Genomic DNA, 16,225 nt, shown 5'->3' with positions numbered 1-16,225 from the left:
TTTAGAAGTTTGCTGTAAATACTTCACAAGTTTGTATGTTGCTGCATCTAATTCTCAATTTCTTTCTGGCTAACTTTAAAAATTGATATTGACTAGATGTAGCAATTTTTTAATTACCTGCAAAATCTATCAAAAATACTTTAATTTCGCCACTTACTATCTTATTCTATAAACAAAGAATTTACACTTACTCTGATGAAACAGTCCACCCATATCTCTAACATCTGCGTTTAGTGAATGATATAGTAGGACTACTTATTCATACATCCACAAGTTTAAAGTATTCATAAATTTTCTTCTTTTTTTATAGTTTTCAAGTATTTACACGTAAAAACCATGTATGATAGTTAGTAAGTTGAAGATATATAAATAATTGACAGGTAAACATCCTAAAATTTTGCTGAGAGTTACTACTTTGTGAGTAACCTAATTTCCTTTGCCTATCATTTTGTCGATTTATAAAAGAAAGGTAGAAATGCTGCTTAGGAATATTTTAATAAATGCTTTAGATAAATTGTGTTCACGTAAATTACCCATAATAGTCCTGTTATTACTAATAACCTCTATTTCTACTGGGTGTAAAGGAAGTTCTTCAAACAGCAATGCTACGATCAACGTTAAACCTTTAAAACCTGAAGAACTGGGATATTATCAAGAATTTGAGAAGGCTTTAGAATCTACAGCTAATAATTCACACCTGCTCATTGAACTAAATTCATTGGTTAATGTAAATAACGAAATAAGTCAAACTGAAAAAGCAGAAGAACACAAAGAAAAATTAAAATCCGCATTTGATGATTTAAAGGAAATTAGTGAACAAAATATATCTCTCCTAACTCCTGTTTTACCTCCTGAGTCAATGGAAGATTTTCATGCTCAATGGTTGGCGTTATTAAAAGGTATTAGCTCTGCTCAATCTCCCCAAGAAATAGTATTACAGAGTAAGACTTTTCTCACAGCATATCAAGAGTTTGAAAAAGAATTTGCTGATAGATCAAAACAGTTTTCACAAGAGGGTGGTATAGTAGTCGAATTTAAACCTGTTGCAGTCCCTGTACAAATTGACGTAAACACCCAAAATTGGAATTGGGAATTTTCCTTAGCATTCCATCCCAGTATAGCTACTCCAGTGGGAGAATTCAGTGTTGCAAAACCACCAGAAAAATCTGTGGGAATTACAAAATTAGTGGTTGTGCATGGAGATAAAGTTCGTTATGTGACTTTAGCTCCAGGTTTTGAAGTTTTTGTACCTGCTCAATGTGGTGTCAAAATCAAGGAAGCTAACGCTCCCCGATTAGTTGTTGAAGTTCCTCAATGTGGCTCTCAAACTCAAACTGCTCAGACTCAAACTTCTCAAAGTGAAACAAATTCCGTTTCACCCAAAGAAACTTTACCTTCTCCAGTTGAAACGTTTTCTGTAGGCTCTTTTCCCGAATCATCTTTTCCTAGAGCATCATGTGGAGATGTACCACCTACAGATCCTTCAGCATATCCATTAGATTTTCATCCAGTTTCTATTGACTTTAGCGAAAGTAACTTAACAGAGGTTAAAAATAATTTCTGTAGAGATGCTTATGCTTTAACTAAGCAACCAAGTGGACGGAAAGTTATACAAGTTGCTTCCTTTGATAATCCCAAAAAAGCTGAGGAGTTTCGGACTTTAATGGAAAGTAAATTTGGTAGTGGAGAAATCGGACAAATCAAGACAATTGCTACACCTCCTTAATTTTGTACGGAATCTTAGCTACCACTTAAACCAACTAAAAATCCTACAACAAAGAAGAAGGCAGTTAAACATAATGCAACTATCGCCCATGTTCTTTGATTGGCTTTAAATGCCTCAATACTAGCCCATCTTTTGCTTTTCCATGCCCATTCATTACCTTTTATTCCCAAAATAATTGCCATGATGAAACCGACGTAGGGAACGAAGCACAAAAGACCAATCCAAACTTTGTTACCAATACTCCAGAACACTCCTAATAGAAAAGCTCCCCAATTCCAACCTTTGATTTCTGGAGGAACAGGAATAGATTCATCAAAAATACGACCACAACCCGAATTATTGACTGGTTCGGATGTAGAGTTACCAGAGTAAATCGGTGTGGAATAATCTGGATTTTGGTAATTCGGTGGGGGATTTCCTGACGGGTTCGGGGTGGAATATCCTGGATTTTGGTAATTCGGTGGGGGATTTCCTGACGGGTTTGGGGTGGAATATCCTGGATTTTGGTAATTGGGCGGGGGATTTCCTGACGGGTTTGGGGTGGAATATCCTGGATTTTGGTAATTCGGTGGGGGGTTTCCTGACGGGTTAGGCGTAGAATATCCTGGATTTTGGTAATTTGGTGTGCTGTAGCCTTGATTTACTTGTCCCAAATTCAAGAATGATATGACCTCATCCGCAGTCTGGAAACGGTAATCACCCCTTGGCGCTAACATTCGATTTAAGGCTTGACTCATCAGGGAACTGACGGTGATTTCCCTGTCCCATTTCCAAGTTAATGTGTATTGATCTAACAATTGTTGCGGTTGTTTACCAGTCATCAAAACAATTGCGGTGACAGCCAAAGCATATAAATCACTATTGGGTGAAACCATTCCTAATCTAATTTGCTCATCAGGTGCATAACCCACCTTCCCAATGCTTGTACCTCCAGGGGTTGGTGTTGGTTGTAAATTAGTAGCGACATTAAACGTCACTTGTTTTACCGCACCCATGTCAATTAATACAGGAAGTCCTGTTTTGGTGCTGAAAATAATGTTGTCGGGAGAAATATCTCGGTGGATTACGCCTTGACGATGCAGGTAACTTAACACAGGAAGCAAATCCTGAAATAGTTTGAGGATTTCTGCTTCACTGAAGCGTCCCCCTTGTCTGAGACGTTCATTTAATAATGATTCATAGGTGCGACCTTCGATAAAGTCTTCTACTAGAAACAAACGGGAGTTTTCTTGAAAAGCTTCCCAAAATCTGGGTATTTGTGGGTGTTGTAGCTGATAAAGGGTGACGGCTTCTCTTTGAAATAACTCGACGGCTTTGTTGAGTGCGCCAGTTCCTTGGACGGAAGGGATAAACTCTTTGAGGGCTACTTTCTCATTAAAACGACCTGTATCTTCTGCAATATAAGTTCTCCCAAAGCCGCCTTGACCGAGCATTTCTCGAATGATGTAGCGATCGCGTAATCTAGTTCCTGGTTGGATACCAATTAAGGTAGGCTCTAAGGTATTACCGGAGCTATGTAACGCCTCCCCACAAGTAGAACAAAAGTTAGAACCGCCTACACTCTGATGTCCTTTACTACAAGTAAGATAACTCATGGGTCAAATCTGAGATTTTATATATTTAGTATCTATATTCTGCTCAGGCAGCAGATTTATTTAAGTATATAGGCTTTTTACACACAAAAATATTGTGTGTTACTTAAGTTATTGCAAGGAAACTTTATTGACATTTCCGAAACAAGTATGGCAGTGAAGTTAAATTACAGCTTACTCTTGTCGGCTTCCTTTTGTGCTGTTTCACTATACTTTTTATACAGTTGTGTCCGTATTTTTGCCTCTTGATAGCGACTGTGATCTGATGGGACTGCGGCCATTAAATCAGAAGCTCTTTGCCACATAGCTGCTAGCTCTAACCATTGTGTTGAGGTTGTCGCTATTTTTCCAGTTGCAGAGGCTTGATTAGCAATTCGTACGGCTGCGGCGAAAGAATCATCAGATTTGTCATCTACGGATGATGTTTGGTTACTATTAGCAGTCGCAAAATTACTGTTATTATCTAGCTTCGCAAAGTTTTTCAAATGTTCACCAAATTGGCTATATACAATCCAACCTAGTGATAACAATAAGCATAAACCGATTGCTGACTGCCATTTTACCTGCGGTGATTTTCTCAACTTATCTTTGTGAGACAGTGAAGAAAATTCCGGTAAATTATTTTGTCCAAGTTCAATTTGAGCAATTTGGAAATCTTTAATCAGCTGCTGCACAATGTTTGGTTGAGCCAGGGTAATTTCCTGTGACCAAAGTAATTGATTTTCGCGTTCTAGTTCTGTCAACCACAATAATTGCTGTTCCCGCACTAGTCTACTGTTAATTCTGATGCGGCGAATATTACGTGGTGCAATGGATTCAAGGATTTGCTGGATTTGCTCTACTAGACTAGATTGCTCTAGTAGTTCTGCTTTCGCCGCTTCACACAACAGTTGTAAGACACCATCGACAAAAATAGCCCGGATTCTCACACCAGACTTGGTGAGTTTGTCGTTTAATAGTTGAATAATCGCGGCAACGCTTCCTTGATGAGCTTGCCAAGCGATATCGTTAATCCGATCTACCATTGGAGGTGTACTGATAGCTTTTAACCCTGATTTTTGTAAGAACATCTTGATTTTAGGCTTCTGCTCTAGTGAACTTTACCTTTTCTTCGATTTTATGGTTAAAAAGATCAGGTTGCCACATAAAATCTTAAAAATTTAGCTTCTTACTACTGAGAGTGTTAATTGCTGAATGTAAACTGTTGATTGCTGTTGAATTCCCCGCTAAATCTTTTAAATAGACTTATACAATATTATGTTCACCTTAGCATAGTGGTATGAAGCAATTACGTATATTTCTGTACAGATAATTTAGGAATTTTTTTGATGATTAATTGACCAACGATGTTCTATAGATACAGAAGAACCTTGACAAGCTTCTTCCAATTGCTTTTGTTGGACTGCGGCTTTACGGAGAGTAATAATTAGTTGATTCACTTGATTTCGCAGTTCAGGGTTACTACTGACTGCTGACATGGTTTGTCTTTCTAATAGTTGCAGTATAAGTTCGTAGTGGATGGGTGAAGGTAGGGGAATTTGCTCCATGTAGTTATCAATTTGGTAATTTTTTATTCTGAATGTCTAATTGCTGTCCAGTCAATTTTGACACAATAACCACAGATTTAACTAAGATTTTAGGGAATACCAAAAAATAAATTATCCTAAATCAGCAGCTTAGTAGGATGTGTCAGTATGAATAGTCTCTTGGTATAGTTAGGTTTTCTCGCACTGACGCACCCTACAGTTTGAATATTTTTTTATCTGGAAGTCCCTGAGATATTTAGTTTCAGGGAGTTTTAGGGTTTTGAGGTTTGAGTTATACCTAGTGTAACGTGACGGAAGTATTTGCTGAATGGGGAGTTGCACTCAAGATATAAGACTCAGCACCTAAAAATTAGGACTGAGTTGTAAATTTATTTACACGACTTTGTTGGCTTCCAATGTATTCAAGGAGACTGGGAAAATAAACGGGCGATCGCTAATGCTGGATCTGGTTGCTTTACTAAAGATTCGCCAATTAACACAGCCGCCGCACCAGCTTGTGATACTTGAGTTAAATCTTCTGGGGTATGTAATCCCGACTCACTGACGACGAGGATATCTCTTGACTGCAATTGACTACCCCTAGCCGCCAAAATTTCGCAGGTGGTTTGTAAATCTACGGAAAAATCTTCTAAATTGCGGTTATTGATGCCTACTAAAGCAACATCATCTAACGCCAATACCCTGTCGAGTTCTTCCAGGCTGTGGACTTCAATCAAAGCCGCCATTTTCAGTGACTTGGCAATTTTGATGAAGTATTGCAAGTCTTGATCACTCAAGATAGCAGCAATTAATAACACTGCATCTGCACCCCGCAATCGGGCTAAATACATTTGATAAGGATAAATGACAAAATCCTTACATAGTAGTGGTAAATCTACGGCTTCACGGACTTTAGCCAAGTTATCAAAACTACCTTGGAAAAATTTGCTATCCGTCAAAACCGAAAGACAACTTGCGCCACCTTTTTGGTAGGATAAAGCGATCGCCACAGGGTCAAAATCTTCCCGAAATACACCTTTACTGGGGGAAGCTTTCTTAACTTCTGCAATCAATGCAGGTTTAGTTCTACCCTCTTTTAAAGCTGCGACAAAATCCAGAGTTGGCGGTGCTGTGAGTGCTTGCTTTTGCAATTCTCTCAAAGGCACTCTGTCGCGCATTTGCTCAACTTCGATTTCCTTATGCCAGACAATTTCCTCTAGGATGTTCTGGGGTTGGGCATCTGGTAAAGCAGTTTGATAACGTAAAAAGGCGACATTTATGGCTGGATTTGGTTGCAGACGGCGGATTTGCATAATTTAGGGACTGGGGACTGGGGATTGGGGATTGGGGACTGGGGACTGGGGATTGGGGACTGGGGATTGGGGACTGGGGATTGGGCAGGGGGCAGGGGGAAAGAACTTAGTATGAATAAGTATCTTTCCACCCTTACACCCCTACACCCTTATTTAAACAACTGCCCGTTTATAGGCTTCATCCAACACTTCTGATAGGGTTGGGTGGGCGTGGACTAAATGGGCTAGGGTTTGGACTGTTTGCCGGTTGGCTACGGCGGCGGATGCTTCGTGAATTAAGTCGGAGGCGTGTAAACCGAAAATATGTACGCCTAAAACTTCGCCGGTGTCTTTGCGGTAGATGACTTTGGCGATACCGTCGGCTTCGTTTTCAGCTAAGGCTTTGGAATTACCTTTGAAGTAACTTCTGCTGGTGGCGACTTCAAAACCTTCGGTTTGTCCTAATTCTTTGGCGGCTGTTTCTGTTAAGCCGACATAGCTGACTTCAGGATGGGTAAATGCGGCGGCGGGAATACTGCGATAATCGGCTGTTCTTTCCCGTCCCATGATGTTTTCCACAGCGACGATACCTTGGGCGGAAGCTGCGTGTGCTAGCATCATCTTGCCGTTAGCATCGCCAATTGCCCACAGATGGGGGACGACCTCCCCGGCTGATAATACTGCCATGCGATCGTCAACCGGGATAAAATTCCGACGGTCAAGTTCTACACCCACAGATTCTAAACCGAGATTCTTGGTAGCGGGGATGCGTCCTGTAGCTACTAAGCAAGCATCAACTTCAATGACATCGACATCTTCTTTAGTTTTGAAATCTGCCAATTCAATCACTACAGGCGAACCAGGAATTACTTTTTTGGCATAGATTCCCACTTTGGTTTCAATGTCGCGGGGTGTAATTAATACCCGTTCCGCGAGTTTAGCAATATCGCGGTCAAACCCTGGCATGAGTTGGTCGAGGGCTTCAATCAAAGTGATTTCACTGCCCAAAGCTGAGTAAATATCCGAGAATTCTAAACCGATGTAGCCACTACCGATAATGGCAATCCATTGTGGTAGGGTTTCGAGTTTCACAGCTTGATCACTAGTGAAAACGGTTTTACCATCTACTTCAATTCCTGGTGGTACAAAAGGTACAGAACCAGGAGAAAGAATAATATCCTTAGCAGTGATGGTTTTTTCGCCACCATCGCCAGTCACCGTCACTTTTTGTGTGCCGGCGATTTTACCCCAACCTCTGATGATATCGACTCCCAGACGTTTGAGGCTATTTGTTAAATCCCCTTGGATTTTAGAAACCAAATTATTGGCGTGATCTGCGATCGCTTGCCGATCAAATTCCACGCCGCCAATTTGAATTCCCAAGGATTTCAGGTGATGGGCATCGCGCAATTCCCGCACACGTCCAGATGCGGCTAACAACGCCTTAGATGGAATACAGCCCCGGTTGACACAAGTGCCACCCATATCAGCTGCTTCAATAATCGCTGTTTTCAAGCCGCAACCTACGGCGTGTAGGGCTGCGCCGTGTCCCCCTACACCAGCTCCTATAATGACTAAATCGTAATCAAATTCATGACTCACGTTAGTTTCCCCGTGTGCTTCGCATTATCTATTCTCGACCTCACCTGCTCGTAGTGCAACCCCCCATTGTGAATTCAAAATTCAAAATTCAAAATTCAAAATTAAATCACTCTTAGGGCATGGGGCATAGGTAAAAATTTCCCCCTTGTCTCCCTTGTCTTCCTTCCCCTGCCCCCTGCCCCCTGCCCCCCTGCCTCTTATGACCGTGAAAGTATTTGCACACTGAACCCTGAACCAGTAATCTTGATTTAAAATCACCTATAGGATTTTTCCAGGCGATCGCTTAATGTCTTTTCCGAATATTAGTGAATTTACAGTCCGTCGCTATGCTAACTCTAAGTCTTTTCAACGTGGCGAGGCTTACTTTGAATCGGGTGCTGTTACTAAAGTTACTCAACGTGGACAGCAGTTTCAAGCTGAAGTGGAAGGTCACGAAACCAAGCCTTATCGCGTTAGCTTGAATTTTGATGACAAGACTGTAACCTTGGCTGACTGTACCTGTGCCTACAATTTTGATGGTTGGTGTAAACATTTGGTGGCGACGGCACTTGTATTGATTCGTCAACCAGATATCATTGAGCAACGCCCTACTCTCGAAAAACTCCTCAACCGTTTGGATCATGTGCAGACTCAAAGGTTAATTCAAGAGTTAGTCGCAGAAGCACCCCAACTGATTGAGATTATCGATCAGCACGTTAGTTGGATGACTAACCCTGCACCCAAGCCATTATCTACAGTCACAGAAAGACACATTACCGTCAATTTGCCAGCGTTACGGGGGCAAATCAAGCAGATTCTGCGGGAAGCGGTGAATTATTTTGAGGAGGGGTATGAGGAAGATCCCCTGACGGAAGAATTATTTAGCTTAGTGCAGGGGGCTTTAGAGTTTAACGAACGAGGCGAAAATGATAATGCGATCGCTGTTTTGGAAGTAATTACTGCTACCTGTGCGGAAAATTGGGAAGAGGTATCAGAATACGGTGCAGATAATGATGAAATCGCCTGGGAATTGAATATTGCTTGGTGTGAGGTGATTCTTTCTGCTGAACTTACCCCAGAGGAAAAAGTTGATATTCAAGTGAATTTAGAAGTTTGGCAAGATGAATGGAATACTGACTTTGCTATGGCTTTAGAAGCTTTACGTCAAGGCTGGGATGAACCACGAATCATCCAGGTACTTCAGGGCAATATCAGTACGAGGGGAGTTTGGGGTCAAGAAATTCCCTATTATGCCGATGATTTAGCCATGATTCGCTTGAAAATTCTGGAACGGCAAGAACGTTATCAAGAATACCTGTATTTGTCGCAAGCAGAAGGACAAACTCAAGCCTATCTCACCATGTTAGGACGTTTAGGCAGAATAGAAGAAGCGGTGAAAGCTGCCCAAACGGAAATGAGTTCAATGGAAGAAGCCTTTGCTTTAGCTAAAACTCTGGCTGAACAAGGTTCATTACCGCAAGCCTTAGAAATTGCCCAAACTGGTTTTAGGCTATGGGGTAATTGTCAGTATGCTTTAGGGATTTGGACGTGTGATTTAGCTTTAGAGTTGAATAATCAGGAAGCGGCTTTATTAGCACTTAAAGCTGCTTTTGAAGTCAAACCCCACTTTGTTGATTATCAAAAAATTGCAGAATTAGCTGGGGAAAATTGGGAAGTTATTAAACCCGATTTATTAAAAGTTGTCCACAACTGTGATAATTGGGCAATCCAACCAGACAAAGTGGATATACTTTTACACGAAGGCTTAATTGATGATGCCATTACCACCGTCAGTGAAATCAGTCATTATCATGCGTCCTTAGTTCAACGTGTCATGAAAGCCGCCATTCCTCACAATCCCGACTGGGTGATTGCCAATTCTCGCCGTCGTGCTGAAAGAATTATGGATGAGGGGAAAGCAGAATATTATAGTGAAGCGATCGCATGGTTAAAGCAAACCCGCGCCGCCTACATCGCATCTGGTAGACAAGCAGATTGGGCAGGTTATCGTGAACAGTTAATGGAAATTCACGGACGTAAACGGAAATTAATGGGGATGTTAAAAGAACATAGTATGCAGTGAGAATTGATTTGTTCATAGACCATGATTAAATGTCTCGACATTGGCAAATCAACCTATGTCTGAATCAGTGCAATATATTACGAATCAACAAGGCGATCTCATTGGTGTCTTGTTAGGTTGGAAGTAGTCAGAGGTAAAGGCTAAACAAAATATACGAATGTATAGGAATCATATTTGATTTCTGAAAAAGGCTAAGTACATCTCTGTTACTTCTTTTCCTGTTCCCTGTTCCCTGTTCCCTTTTCCCTTACTACGCAAATGATTTCAGGAATCAAAGCGGATTCCTATAAATTTTGACAAGTTTATCAGCATCATTTCAAGCTGATCAATTTGAATCATTATTATAGTTTGTATAGAAAATAGTCCTATTGTCGGAATAATTACTATGTGTTAATTTAATTTTTACACTGAAGGTAATTATTTCTACCTAATAGGAAGGTGAAAATGCCTGAGAATAATCAAAATCTAGCTAAAGGACTTTTAGCTGGAGCCTTTATTTTAACTGGTTTTGCTCCGTTAAATGCTGGCAATGCAATAGTGAGTCAATTAGCCAAGAGTCTGGAAACATATTTGTTACCTGTAGCTGAGGCTAATGTGGGCAATCCTATCTCCATTGCTCAATCACCTGAAGAATTTGTGTCTTTACCTGAAGAATATACACTATACATTGAAGGTGGTTCTGCTGTAATCGTGAATAACGACGGAGAAAAAAAACTTGCACCGGATGGCTACTATCGGCTTTCTATTGGTGCAATTCTCAAAATAGAATCAGGAAAAATCACTTACAGTTCAGTCAGTGATTTCGATCCGAAAGTTGTAACAGAGGTGAAGTGGAAAGACTGCAACCCTCCATCCAAATGTAATTAAGTCAATCAATTTTGGATTTTAGATTTGCGATAGCGCAGCGTTAGCGACGCAGGAGCATCTTTTGGATTGACGTAAAGCCTGCGGCATAGCTGCGCTTAGAGCGTAGCGGACGCAGCGCAGCGAGTATTTCAGATTTTTCCACCCACTCTTAGGTGGGGCTTGTACCCCAAATAATCCAAAACTTGTACTGAGCCTGTCGAAGTATCCAAAATCTAAAATCCAAAATCTAAAATTCGCAGGGTCGCTAACATCATCTATTCCTTGTAGTTTTAAGATAAAAACAAAAATTTGTAAAGGAATTACTAGAGTATGAATCTGGTAATGAAATTAAGTAAACTATGCAACTTGAGATGTACTTATTGCTATGAGTATGATGAGTTATCTCATCAGGAAAAAATGCCCATAGAAAAGATTGAGTTTTTTTTAAAAAATTTAGCTCAGTACATTCTGAATCAAAAGGAAACTTTACCAATAGAAATTATTTTTCATGGTGGAGAAGCCCTACTTCTACCTCATGATTATTTACGAACAATTTGTCAATTATGTGATCAATATTTTACGGAACAGGGCATATTTCATCGCACAACAGTACAGAGCAATTTATTTAAAATATCTAATAAAACTATAGATTTACTACAAGAATTAAACATTGCCTTGGGTTTTTCACTAGATGTTTTCGGTGATCAACGAGTTGATATTGCTGGGAGAGTTTCACAAGAAAAAGTTTTAAGTAATCTGCAACGTTTGTTAGACAGAGGTATTGCTGTTGCAGGGATAGTTGTTCTTCATGCTTTGAACGTTAATCACGTAGAGAAAATATATCAATTTTACAACGAATTAAATATCAATTTTAGAGTGCTGCCAATTTTTAATCACCAAGAGTCTCCAGAGAGAATGAAGCATTTACTAATTTCTCATGAAGAAATTGTCACAGCTTTAAAAAAAATAGCAGTAGCACAATTAGCAGCTTCATCAAAGATTGATATTTTACCTCTCAAAGATTATTTTGAGGCAGCCGTGAGATATTTAACAGGGCGCAAATTTCCTATTTATGATCCATCTCAAAAAGAATGGGCTTTAATTATTAACACAAATGGGGATACTTACTCTCATGGTGATGCTTATTCACCAGAGGGTTTTATGGGAAATGTTTTCCAACAATCCCTGAATGAAATTTTTACTTCTTCAGCCTATGCAAACGCTACAAAAATTCGCCTAGAGAGAGCAGCAACCTGTCGTCAATGTGAGTTTGATCAAAAGTGTGATCAATTACATCTTGTAGAAGCAATTTCTAGTGAACGTTCTTATGATGAAGTCGGCAAACTCCAGTGTATGATCGCCAAACCCATGATTCAATTTATGGTAAATGAAATTTTGCGATCGCCTGAAGCTAAAGCACTCATTAATGTCTATGCTGTTCAAGAACAGTCTCAAACACATTTAATTGTGAGTTAACCTACAACCTAAGAGTAAAGTGCTTATTACCAACTTTAATAAATAGATTAGAAGGTAAAACCAAAGTGGCGTGAGGTTTATATTTCTGTGGAATTACAGCGACAGATACGAAATAAATGTCGGAAAACCTTAGATGTTACAGTTTACAAGTCTCGATGCGAGAGAAGATATTTCCTCCCCCCCCCAACCCAACTCCTCACCCCTCTCCGCCACCTCCCACCAAAAACCCCAATACCCCGTCATACTTCCCCCAGGGAGATGTCCCCTTGGGGAAGACGTGTTAAACGTTACATGACAATACCAAATCCAGTTTCCATTCACTCTCCATCCTACGTGATCGCCAAATTTTTCCCAGGCTTCTGGATAATACTTACCATTTAGTTTACCACCGACGCTTAAGTAAATTTCCTTTTGAACACTGAAGCCAAAATGTCCATTGCTATATTTTACCCACAGGCGGTCAATGGTACGGAGGTCAGTACAGGGGAAGTTTAATAATTCTTCACTTCTAATATAGTCTCCATCTTCACGCCCTACTACCTGAAGCATTAGCAGATAGGTTTCCTTGTCTGCTTCCTGCCATTTTTTTGCTGCTAGTAAGTCGCGCAACCGACTATAATCTACACCTTTTTCTGAGGCTAATTCATTTTGACGTAGTTTCTGACGTAGTTTCTCAGCTTCTTCTTGTTCGCTTTTGAGTCTTTCGGCTTCCTGTTGTCTTTCTTCAGCTTCTTCTAGTTCGCGTTGACGTTTTGCTCGTTCCTGCTTGAGTTTCTGCACAGCACCACGAATACCTTTAGCTACATCCGTGAAAGCCTCATCCTGAGTATGCCAATATCTTGACACTACAGGTTCAGCATTCTTAGGCAAAGCTTGCAGTTTAGCAAATGGTGCGCCAGTCCAATCAACAGGCCGCAAAATCACCGGAATTACACAAGCTTCGCCTTTATCATGGCGTTCTATCGCTTTCTTAACTTCCACATCCCAACAATAATTAGAAGCCAAAAAGTAGGCACTCACAAGCAACAAAATAATGTCGGCTGTGTTTAAATTGTCACTAATCTGATCATGCCATTGTTCTCCGGCTAGTATCTCACGGTCATGCCAACTGGCTATTACACCCTGCTTTTCCAATATACTCAGGTGGTAAGCTAATTCATCCCGTAGAGTTTCATCTTTGTGAGAGTAAGAAAAGAAAAGCTTGAAAGATTCCTCTGCCATTTTTGCGCTCAGGAGTAGGATAAATTAGGCTTAGGATAAATTATAGTGTTTTTACTTGATTTTCCTGAGCAGCTGACAGCCACATTACGTTGGTTCACAACATGACAACATTCAGGCAAAACATTTAAAAGTTAACTCAAAACATTACGACATTAAGACAAAACATTTAAAGGTTAACCCAAAACATTACAACATTAAGACAAAACATTCAAAGGTTAACCCAAAACATTACAACATTAAGACAAAACATTTAAAGGTTAACCCGAAACATTACAATATTAAGGCAAAACATTACAACATTTGTGGCAAATGCTTATATGTTTGTCACAAACACTTAAACAAAACTTATAACCGCAGTCTTTCTTTTTAAATCTGCACTTTGCAGTAGTTATGTATAGTTACTAGGTTACTTTTTTCTGTTGGAGTGTGAGTTGCGCTGCGACTGGCTGTCGGATCTAAGCTGTTGTCGTCCGTTGGTGATAATTCGCAACATATCTTTTAAATCTTGTTCGATACCTTCTAAGACATGATCAGCGTATTCATCAGCACCACCTTCAATTTCTTGAGCCTGCGCGATCGCAGTTTGTCGCATTTCCTCTAACTCTTGTTGACAAGCACGCCGCTTTAACTCAATTTCATTCAGAGTTTCTTTCATCATTGCATCACATTCTTGCTGCACTTGTCGCCGCAATTGTTCTGCTTCTTGTTGAGCTTGCCTGACAATATCGCTTTCCGCTAAAATTTGCGATCTTTTGACTTGAGCCGCATCAACAAGCTGTTGTCCATATTCTTCAGCCTCTAAAAGAATTTCATCTTTCTGTTCTAGGATGGCAGCTGCTTCCTGAAACACTGAAGGTAAAGAAACTCTGATGTAATCTAGCTGTTCTAATAATTTTTCCTCATCTATAATAGTACGTCCCGTCAGAGGGATGCGGAAACTAGAGAGGATGAACTCTTCTAGGCGATCGAGTTCTTGCTGAATATCTACGTTTCCGGCTTCGGGAATTTCTCCGGGAGAGATTCCGTTGGTGTACTCTGGGGGGTAGCTGCCGTTGCGATTGGGTTCGCCGCTATTGGATACTTGTGGTTGTAGCATTTGTATATATCTAGGGCAATTTGAGGGGGGACAAGATGATCGACTGAACCACCAAATCTTGCGATCTCTTTTACCACACTACTACTTAAAAAACTATATTCATTTGATGTCGCTAAAAAAACTGTCTCTATTTGAGTAGAAAGTGTTTTATTAGTATGCGCCATCTGTAGTTCTACTTCAAAATCAGAAATAGCCCGTAGACCCCGTAACAAAACTTGTGCTTTTCGTTGCTGGGCATAATTAACAGTTAAACCATCAAAGCTATCTACCTCTACATTAGATAGATGTTTTGTTGTCAGGCGAATCTGCTCTACACGTTGCTGTACGCTAAATAGTGGTACTTTATTGGGGTTACGCAATACAGCCACAACTACCCCATCAAACAAACGACTACCACGCTGAATAATATCGAGGTGTCCGAGAGTTATGGGATCAAAGCTACCAGGATAAATAGCAATCACAATTTTGACGGTATCGAAGTTACTGAGGAGATTATATAGGAATTGGGGATTGGGGATTGGGGACTGGGGATTGGGGATTGGGGATTGGGAACAAGGTAGACAAGGTAGACAAGGTAGACAAGGTAGACAAGGTAGGAAATGAGAAAAACTGTTCCCTGTTCCCTGTTCCCTGTTCCCTAATGACTATTGACTATTGACTAATAACTATTGACTATTGACTATTGACGATTTGGGGAACTTTACATGGTACTGGATTTTGCTGCTTTACCTCTGGCGTTTGTATTCACTTCTCCAGGGCCGGAAATCGGCTCTACGCCTCTTCGCTGGTATGGCTTACTAATCGCTATTGCTGTCTTAATTGGTGTCAGCCTTTCCCAATACCTTGCAAAACGTCGTCAGATTGATCCAGATTTATTGAATGATTTGTCAATTTGGCTGGTAATTGCGGCAATTCCTGCTGCCCGCATTTATTATGTTTTATTTAAATGGTCAGATTATGCTAAACAGCCTAGCAAGATTATCGCTATATGGGAGGGAGGTATTGCCATTCATGGAGCGATTATTGGTGGCGTTTTGGCAGCTTTAATTTTTGCGAAACTCAAACGAGTTCCTTTTTGGCAATTAGCAGATTTAGTTGCGCCTTCGCTGATTTTAGGACAGGCGATCGGACGGTGGGGTAATTTCTTCAACTCTGAAGCCTTTGGTCGTCCTACCAATTTACCGTGGAAATTGTACATTCCACCAGAACGCCGCCCTTTAAGTCTAGCCAATTACGAATATTTTCATCCCACGTTCCTCTATGAATCTGTGTGGAACTTAATGGTATTTGGCTTGCTTTTAACCTTATTCTTTCGAAGCTTATCAGGTAAGCCACGTCTGCGCTTAGGAACATTATTTATGGTTTACTTGGTAGCCTACAGCATGGGACGCTTTTGGATTGAGGGACTTCGCACCGATAGCTTAATGTTAGGGCCACTACGAATTGCACAAGTAGTCAGCCTCAGTGGAATGACATTAGGATTAGTCGGTTTAGCTTGGCTTTATCTCCTGAAACGCCCTTTACCTGATGTCGTATCCCCCGTGAAAGAGCAGCCAAGGGGACAGGTGACTGGGGATTAGGTGACTGGGGACTGGGGATTGGAGACAGATCAATTCAAAATTCAAGATTTTGTCCCCTGTTCCCTGTTCCCTGTTCCCTGTTCCCTAATGACTAATGCCTAAAAATAAAAAATGCCCCAGAGTTTTCTCCAGGGCTTAACCAGGGTGCATCTACCATTTCTCTCTACTACTCCTATAGAGGTAATCCGGAAAGATACTGAGCAAAT

Annotated in this window: 13 protein-coding genes; 5 read left to right on the top strand and 8 right to left on the bottom strand. The window is 40.5% G+C overall.

Annotation, left to right across the window (positions count from 1 at the left end):
• Positions 1–718 precede the first annotated feature (718 nt).
• A complete protein-coding gene (locus ACQFX9_RS12950) occupies positions 719–1,726 on the top strand; it encodes a hypothetical protein (RefSeq protein WP_427162379.1) in 1,008 nt (335 codons plus the stop codon).
• A 14-nt stretch (positions 1,727–1,740) separates the two neighbouring features.
• Here the strand turns inward: ACQFX9_RS12950 and ACQFX9_RS12945 are convergent, their stop codons facing one another.
• From ACQFX9_RS12945 to lpdA, 5 genes are all read right to left on the bottom strand, one after another.
• Positions 1,741–3,321, bottom strand: a complete 1,581-nt coding sequence (locus ACQFX9_RS12945; protein WP_427162378.1) for a protein kinase domain-containing protein — start codon at positions 3,319–3,321, stop codon at positions 1,741–1,743.
• 164 nt (positions 3,322–3,485) lie between these two features.
• The gene (locus tag ACQFX9_RS12940) at positions 3,486–4,343 is read right to left on the bottom strand and encodes a hypothetical protein (protein WP_427162869.1); all 858 of its coding nucleotides are present in this window, start codon (positions 4,341–4,343) and stop codon (positions 3,486–3,488) included.
• A gap of 288 nt (positions 4,344–4,631) precedes the next feature.
• On the bottom strand, positions 4,632–4,865 hold the full coding sequence (locus tag ACQFX9_RS12935) for a DUF5340 domain-containing protein (protein ID WP_103140291.1): 234 nt from the start codon (positions 4,863–4,865) through the stop codon (positions 4,632–4,634).
• Between the two features lie 401 nt (positions 4,866–5,266).
• Positions 5,267–6,157, bottom strand: coding sequence for an indole-3-glycerol phosphate synthase TrpC (gene trpC / locus ACQFX9_RS12930; protein ID WP_427162377.1), 891 nt, complete (start codon positions 6,155–6,157; stop codon positions 5,267–5,269).
• A 153-nt stretch (positions 6,158–6,310) separates the two neighbouring features.
• Positions 6,311–7,738, bottom strand: coding sequence for a dihydrolipoyl dehydrogenase (gene lpdA, locus ACQFX9_RS12925; RefSeq protein WP_427162376.1), 1,428 nt, complete (start codon positions 7,736–7,738; stop codon positions 6,311–6,313).
• A gap of 286 nt (positions 7,739–8,024) precedes the next feature.
• Here lpdA and ACQFX9_RS12920 point away from each other — a divergent pair, with 286 nt between their 5' ends.
• From ACQFX9_RS12920 to ACQFX9_RS12910, 3 genes are all read left to right on the top strand, one after another.
• Positions 8,025–9,800 carry an SWIM zinc finger family protein gene (locus ACQFX9_RS12920; RefSeq protein ID WP_427162375.1) on the top strand — a complete coding sequence of 592 codons (1,776 nt, stop codon included), beginning with the start codon at positions 8,025–8,027 and terminating at the stop codon, positions 9,798–9,800.
• Between the two features lie 444 nt (positions 9,801–10,244).
• On the top strand, positions 10,245–10,667 hold the full coding sequence (locus tag ACQFX9_RS12915; RefSeq protein ID WP_427162374.1) for a hypothetical protein: 423 nt from the start codon (positions 10,245–10,247) through the stop codon (positions 10,665–10,667).
• A gap of 321 nt (positions 10,668–10,988) precedes the next feature.
• Positions 10,989–12,122, top strand: a complete 1,134-nt coding sequence (locus ACQFX9_RS12910) for a radical SAM protein (RefSeq protein WP_427162373.1) — start codon at positions 10,989–10,991, stop codon at positions 12,120–12,122.
• Between the two features lie 129 nt (positions 12,123–12,251).
• Here ACQFX9_RS12910 and ACQFX9_RS12905 read toward each other — a convergent pair whose 3' ends face one another.
• From ACQFX9_RS12905 to coaD, 3 genes are all read right to left on the bottom strand, one after another.
• The gene (locus tag ACQFX9_RS12905) at positions 12,252–13,343 is read right to left on the bottom strand and encodes a GUN4 domain-containing protein (protein ID WP_427162372.1); all 1,092 of its coding nucleotides are present in this window, start codon (positions 13,341–13,343) and stop codon (positions 12,252–12,254) included.
• A 406-nt stretch (positions 13,344–13,749) separates the two neighbouring features.
• The gene (locus ACQFX9_RS12900) at positions 13,750–14,439 is read right to left on the bottom strand and encodes a DivIVA domain-containing protein (protein WP_427162371.1); all 690 of its coding nucleotides are present in this window, start codon (positions 14,437–14,439) and stop codon (positions 13,750–13,752) included.
• Positions 14,328–14,900, bottom strand: a complete 573-nt coding sequence (gene coaD, locus ACQFX9_RS12895; protein ID WP_427162370.1) for a pantetheine-phosphate adenylyltransferase — start codon at positions 14,898–14,900, stop codon at positions 14,328–14,330. The genes ACQFX9_RS12900 and coaD overlap by 112 nt, the downstream gene beginning before the upstream one ends.
• 243 nt (positions 14,901–15,143) lie before the next feature.
• On the opposite strand from coaD, the gene lgt reads away from it, so the two are divergent.
• Positions 15,144–16,019, top strand: a complete 876-nt coding sequence (gene lgt / locus ACQFX9_RS12890; RefSeq protein WP_427162369.1) for a prolipoprotein diacylglyceryl transferase — start codon at positions 15,144–15,146, stop codon at positions 16,017–16,019.
• The last annotated feature ends 206 nt before the right edge of the window (positions 16,020–16,225 follow it).

This window comes from Aliinostoc sp. HNIBRCY26, from assembly GCF_050235535.1.
Lineage (GTDB): Bacteria > Cyanobacteriota > Cyanobacteriia > Cyanobacteriales > Nostocaceae > Trichormus.
Note: the sequence above shows the minus strand (reverse complement) of the source record. Positions and strands in the feature narration are given on the sequence as shown.

Coding starts and splice junctions, on each gene's coding strand:
- ACQFX9_RS12945 (WP_427162378.1), bottom strand. CDS start 3,321: ATGAGTTATCTTACTTGTAGTAAAGGACATCAGAGTGTAGGCGGTTCT.
- ACQFX9_RS12940 (WP_427162869.1), bottom strand. CDS start 4,343: ATGGTAGATCGGATTAACGATATCGCTTGGCAAGCTCATCAAGGAAGC.
- ACQFX9_RS12935 (WP_103140291.1), bottom strand. CDS start 4,865: ATGGAGCAAATTCCCCTACCTTCACCCATCCACTACGAACTTATACTG.
- trpC (WP_427162377.1), bottom strand. CDS start 6,157: ATGCAAATCCGCCGTCTGCAACCAAATCCAGCCATAAATGTCGCCTTT.
- ACQFX9_RS12920 (WP_427162375.1), top strand. CDS start 8,025: ATGTCTTTTCCGAATATTAGTGAATTTACAGTCCGTCGCTATGCTAAC.
- ACQFX9_RS12915 (WP_427162374.1), top strand. CDS start 10,245: ATGCCTGAGAATAATCAAAATCTAGCTAAAGGACTTTTAGCTGGAGCC.
- ACQFX9_RS12910 (WP_427162373.1), top strand. CDS start 10,989: ATGAAATTAAGTAAACTATGCAACTTGAGATGTACTTATTGCTATGAG.
- ACQFX9_RS12905 (WP_427162372.1), bottom strand. CDS start 13,343: ATGGCAGAGGAATCTTTCAAGCTTTTCTTTTCTTACTCTCACAAAGAT.
- ACQFX9_RS12900 (WP_427162371.1), bottom strand. CDS start 14,439: ATGCTACAACCACAAGTATCCAATAGCGGCGAACCCAATCGCAACGGC.
- lgt (WP_427162369.1), top strand. CDS start 15,144: ATGGTACTGGATTTTGCTGCTTTACCTCTGGCGTTTGTATTCACTTCT.